Source organism: Burkholderia sp. GbtcB21 (assembly GCF_019091065.1).
Lineage (GTDB): Bacteria > Pseudomonadota > Gammaproteobacteria > Burkholderiales > Burkholderiaceae > Burkholderia > Burkholderia pyrrocinia_C.
The window spans coordinates 1-4,049 of sequence record NZ_JAGXKA010000053.1; the positions used below are offsets into that span (position 1 = coordinate 1).

Annotated in this window: 4 protein-coding genes; 1 reads left to right on the plus strand and 3 read right to left on the minus strand. The window is 58.5% G+C overall.

Going from position 1 to position 4,049, the window contains the following annotated elements; all coding sequences use genetic code 11:
* From KVT39_RS36155 to phoU, 3 genes are all read right to left on the minus strand, one after another.
* On the minus strand, positions 1–187 hold a 187-nt coding region (locus KVT39_RS36155; protein ID WP_217591396.1), incomplete at its 3' end, for a hypothetical protein.
* A complete protein-coding gene (locus KVT39_RS36160; protein WP_217591398.1) occupies positions 180–1,475 on the minus strand; it encodes an IS701 family transposase in 1,296 nt (431 codons plus the stop codon). The genes KVT39_RS36160 and KVT39_RS36155, both read right to left, overlap by 8 nt.
* A gap of 112 nt (positions 1,476–1,587) precedes the next feature.
* Positions 1,588–2,295 carry a phosphate signaling complex protein PhoU gene (phoU, locus tag KVT39_RS36165; RefSeq protein WP_217591399.1) on the minus strand — a complete coding sequence of 236 codons (708 nt, stop codon included), beginning with the start codon at positions 2,293–2,295 and terminating at the stop codon, positions 1,588–1,590.
* A gap of 924 nt (positions 2,296–3,219) precedes the next feature.
* Here phoU and KVT39_RS36170 point away from each other — a divergent pair.
* A complete protein-coding gene (locus KVT39_RS36170; protein ID WP_217591397.1) occupies positions 3,220–3,888 on the plus strand; it encodes a hypothetical protein in 669 nt (222 codons plus the stop codon).
* Positions 3,889–4,049: the final 161 nt, after the last annotated feature.

Here is a 4,049-nt window from a genome sequence, read left to right on the forward strand (position 1 = left end):
GGAAAACTTGCTTGGCTTCTTGTTCATGGCTCCATTCTCTCAAGAGTTGGAGCCTCCACAAAACTCGGGGCGGTTCATACTGTGTCAATAAATCAGCATTGGACACTGAACAAAACGGACATTGCTGGAGCCGGCGCGCGATGTAGGCGGAGATACGCCGGCGCAACGTGGTGATCGAATCAGCCACGTGGCGCTGCGCGCGCTGGGGACCCGCGTGGCACGTAATCCGAGGGTAAGGCAAATGGGTCGCGGATCGCGGAGTTTTTTTTACTGTCGCCTTGAATGAGGCGTTGAGCAACAAGAAACCCATAGGCAGCAATACACAACGATGCATGGTGATGGAATCCACGCCAGCCACGGCCTTCGAAGTGTCCCAGGCCGAATTCCTGCTTGAGATCCTGATAATCCCGCTCGATACGCCAGCGCATCTTGGCAACATGAACCATGCGTTCGAGCGTCGTGTCTGGGGGCAAAGTCGAAAGCCAATATTTGAGTGGCTCCGGATCACCTTCGGGCCATTCGATCAGCAGCCATTCCTCATCGCGCAGTGTGGGCCGCCAGTAATCGCGGTGTGAAGCACGCACGCGCACGGCGGCAAAGCGCGAACTGAGCGTGGCGCACGTGCCTTCGCGCCATATCACGTTGCGATAGCACGAGGCGTCGAGTGTCGATGCCAGATCCTTGACTCCAATCGGCTCATGTCCCGGCGCGCGCCGCAACAAGCTACGCGGCCGGCCCGATTTCCCCGCGGAGGGCTCAGGCGGTAGAGGAGCGGTGCCCGGCGCCCATACGCGCGTGTTCGAGCGAATCCCCACCGCATACTGCAGCCCGAGCTCGCTGACGGCCTCGCGAAACGACGTGTCGTCTCCATACCCTGCATCGGCCAAAACGACACCGTCGGGCGCGCCGCTTTGCCGTGCTTCGCGCAACTGCCCGGTCGCAATCGCCGGTTTGGTTGCAAACTCGATTTCCTCGGGCACGCCGGCTTTCTCTCGTCGAGCAGGATCGTCGCTCCATTCACGCGGCAGATACAGTCGATACGACACCGGTAGGCTCGCGTCTTCCGTCGCCACCGATAGACTCACCGCAACTTGGCAGTTGTCCTGCTTGCCCAACTGGCCGCAGTATTGCCGCGCTACGCCGACCGAATGCTTGCCCTTCTTGGGAAAACCCGTGTCGTCAATGATCCAGTACAACCCGCCAGCCGGGTCCATGTGCGGCAGCACCCAGCGCCGCACTTGCTCGAGCAGCGCCGTATCGGACCATTCCGACTTCGCCACGAAATGGTGCAGCGACTGGTGTCGCGCGCTTACACGTTCCGGTTCCAGATGTGCCGCCAGCGGCTCGACGCTCTTGCGCCGAATTGGCAGCATCAGCCCTTGGCAATAGCCCCTCAATCCTGAGTCGCGATCGTTATGCCCAAGCGCCTCACACAAATGTTCCAGATACGCCTCGAATGACGTCTCCCAGTCCATCATTCCTCACGCCATGGATGAAGAAGTTTCTATAATGGCATGAATTTATTGACACAGTAAGATTAGACCACCCGCGCCAACGGCTCTCAGTCGTCGCCTCGTTCGCGCGCTTTCATTTCCGCAGAGCTTCTTGCTCGATTTGCTCCCGTGGCATGTGCCGGACATCCGTTCCCTTGACGATATAGATGACGAGTTCGGCGAGATTCGTTGCGTGGTCCCCGATGCGTTCGATGGCCGATGCAATGGACAGGTAGTCAAGCGCGGCGGAGATAACACTCGGGTCCTCGGACATGTACGGTACCAACTTACGCATGAATCCGCGGTATTGGTCATCAATCGCATCGTCGTCGCGCAGGATCTGAGCTGCGGCTCTGGTATCGAGTCGCGCGAATGCGTCGAGGGCATGACGCAGGATCGTCGCGGCCAATTGACCGGCCAACAGAATTTCTGCAATGTTGATCTTTGTGCCGACACCCACCTCGACAATACGGCGGGTCCGCTTCGCTACCTTGCGCGCTTCATCGCCGGCACGCTCGAGGTTGGTGATGCCCTTTGAGATTGCCATCAGCAGACGCAGATCGGACGCCGCAGGCTGGCGTCGGGCGATGACGTTGCAGCACTCGGCATCGATCTCGACTTCCATCTCATTGAGGCGATGCTCCTTGGCAACCACCTTCTCGACCAGGTCCAAGTCAAAGCGGCTAAGAGCAGCAATCGCATCGTTCAATTGCGACTCAACGATTCCGCCCATCTCAAGAAATTTGGACGACAGGTGCTGCAGCTCAGCGTCGAAGTGGCTTGAAATGTGTTTGTATGCCATGGAGAACTCCCGTCGACCCGTCGACCCGTCGACCAGAGATGCCAACATCGTTTTTGGTTCGGCGACCGCCAGCAGGAGGCGATCGCTTGCGCATCCGTGTATGCCGGAAATGCTCAAGAAGTTTCGTTGTTGCATTGTGAGCAAAAGACGGCGTTGCCGTCTATCGCGACGTGATTTCACTTTTGCAACCAAACGAGCGGGAGAAGATGCGTGCGCGGTCATCTGTCAGACCGCGCGTCGGCTGTGCGCACTCAGCACGCCTGGCAATGGGGATCGCGGTCTGCGGAGGTACGAGCGGTTAGTCCGTGTGAATGCTGAAACGTCCCCTCATCCTCTCGTACGCACGCTCGACCGTGCACACACCACGCTCCACGTTGGCGATCGCCGCATGCGGCTACATGATCGGTTCGATCCGTATCACCGCTGAAACATTTTGACCATCTCAACGTTGCTTTTCGTGTCGTCGCGGCGCCGAGTCGCGATGAGCATCCAGAGCACGATGTTGGCATGCCGCTTGCTGTAAGGATCCCGCGCGCTGGTGAATGGCAATTCACACGGCACTCAGCGTGCCCAAAGGGATAAGCTACAAGGTGACGTAACGGGGTGACAAATAGTCAAACAAGAGCTGTGACGTGATTGTCGGCGGCTGCGCATGACGGTTCGCTACGGGGTAGCCAAGATGTCTGACGATAATTCGAGCGTTATGCAATGTGCGTTTGCCACTGGAAACACCATCCCGTCTCTTGAGCGGTACGGGATGGTGTTCTCTTGTCGCGTCGCTGCAGTAGATGTAGCCGACCATGACAATGGGTCGCCGTCGTCACCGCAACCGAATTGCGATCGGGGCGCCAAACGGCGCCTCGTCAGGATCGCCTTGCTCGGGCAGGAGATGACGATCTACATGAACGCACCAGGGAAGCCGCGATGAGTATACCTGCCACTTTCACGTTCGCTTTGCAATACGGCGGCAGCGCGACCTACTACACCCGGAGCGGCGGCGATCCAGCTGGCGCCGCTGTGTATCTGCTCGCGGCGCATCGGTCGGACGCGCTCACGTCGTTGGGAGACAGGTTCCATCGGGAAAACGAGGTCGTCGAACTCACTTCTCCAGGGGTACATAAGGATCTGTTCTATCGTTATGCGATCGATCTCGGCGGGTATCTGTTTGCGTATCGGATCGATGCTCATACCGACGAGTGGGAGACGGTCTTCTCGGGACACTATGCAGCATTCATCAACGGGCACGCGCCGCTCGAGGCGCTTGGTGACGGCACACTAAAGCTGATCAAAACGTCGACCAGAGGAGATCGTCGCGAGTGGGTCACGCGTGGTCAACTAATCAAGCGTCACGCTGCCGCTGTCGCCGCACTGACATCTCATCGCCAGCGATTCCCGGACAGCACGGATTGCATCGCAAGCTATCACAGCGAGGTCGCCGAGCTCGACCTCGCGCAGCGATACGACGAAGGGGGAGAACTTCGAGTAAGCGCTTCGGTGAGCCTGTTGCACCCGCCCGCCACGGGTCAATTATCCAGATCCAGCCGCCGCTGCATCCATGTCCTGCTCGAGTTGACGACAAACGTGGACGACTGATCGAGCGAGGGGACGTAAGGCGACACAATTTTCTTGCCGTTGCACTCGTCTGCTCAATTGGCGCGATTGGTAACGTTTTCGAGCTAGGGAAACACTGATTTATGTGGCTCGGTGGTCAGCGGCGACGCAGCCGCAGACGTTGTAGAAGATGGTTCACGGAA

Bases quoted from the DNA above. Each gene is read 5' to 3' on its own strand.
- KVT39_RS36160 (WP_217591398.1), bottom strand. From the start codon at position 1,475: ATGGACTGGGAGACGTCATTCGAGGCGTATCTGGAACATTTGTGTGAG.
- phoU (WP_217591399.1), bottom strand. From the start codon at position 2,295: ATGGCATACAAACACATTTCAAGCCACTTCGACGCTGAGCTGCAGCAC.
- KVT39_RS36170 (WP_217591397.1), top strand. From the start codon at position 3,220: ATGAGTATACCTGCCACTTTCACGTTCGCTTTGCAATACGGCGGCAGC.